Source organism: Vibrio sp. 2130-1, from assembly GCF_033339515.1.
Genome location: NZ_JAWOUT010000716.1, coordinates 1 through 521, shown reverse-complemented (window position 1 = coordinate 521; position 521 = coordinate 1). Strand labels below are relative to the sequence as shown.

The window sequence follows — 521 nt, the reverse complement described above, 5'->3', positions numbered from 1 at the left end:
GTGACTAAGTGGTAGACCTTTCCAGAAGAAGACTCTTTGCAAGAAAAACGCATACCGATAACGCCGTTCGCCTACCTTGGTTAGCCCGACCAGAACAGTTCACGGATGGTTGTACTCGTTGCGGAAAGTGCATTGACGCCTGCGAAACGAAAATTATAACCAAAAGTGACGGCGGATTCCCTTCAGTCGATTTTTCTATTGATGAATGTACGTTTTGCTATCAATGCGCAGATGTTTGTCCAGAGCCGCTCTTTTTAGCAGAAACCGAGCAACCTTGGCAGGCAAAAGCAGTAATTAATGATAGCTGTTTAGCAAAGCAAAATGTCGAATGCAGAAGCTGTGGGGACATGTGCGACACAATGGCAATCCAGTTCAAGTTAGAACTGGGAAAAGTAGCACAACCCAATTTAAACCTTGATGAATGCAACGGCTGCGGCGCATGTGTTTCTGTGTGCCCGACTTCATCCATCAATGTGAGCAATATAACAGCCTAAGCCGTATATACGGTAAACGGCAATAAA

Annotated in this window: 1 protein-coding gene; it reads left to right on the top strand. The window is 45.1% G+C overall.

The window, feature by feature from the left end; all coding sequences use genetic code 11:
* Positions 1-8: 8 nt before the first annotated feature.
* Positions 9-494 carry a ferredoxin-type protein NapF gene (napF, locus tag R7Q09_RS28300; RefSeq protein ID WP_318144229.1) on the top strand — a complete coding sequence of 162 codons (486 nt, stop codon included), beginning with the start codon at positions 9-11 and terminating at the stop codon, positions 492-494.
* Positions 495-521: the final 27 nt, after the last annotated feature.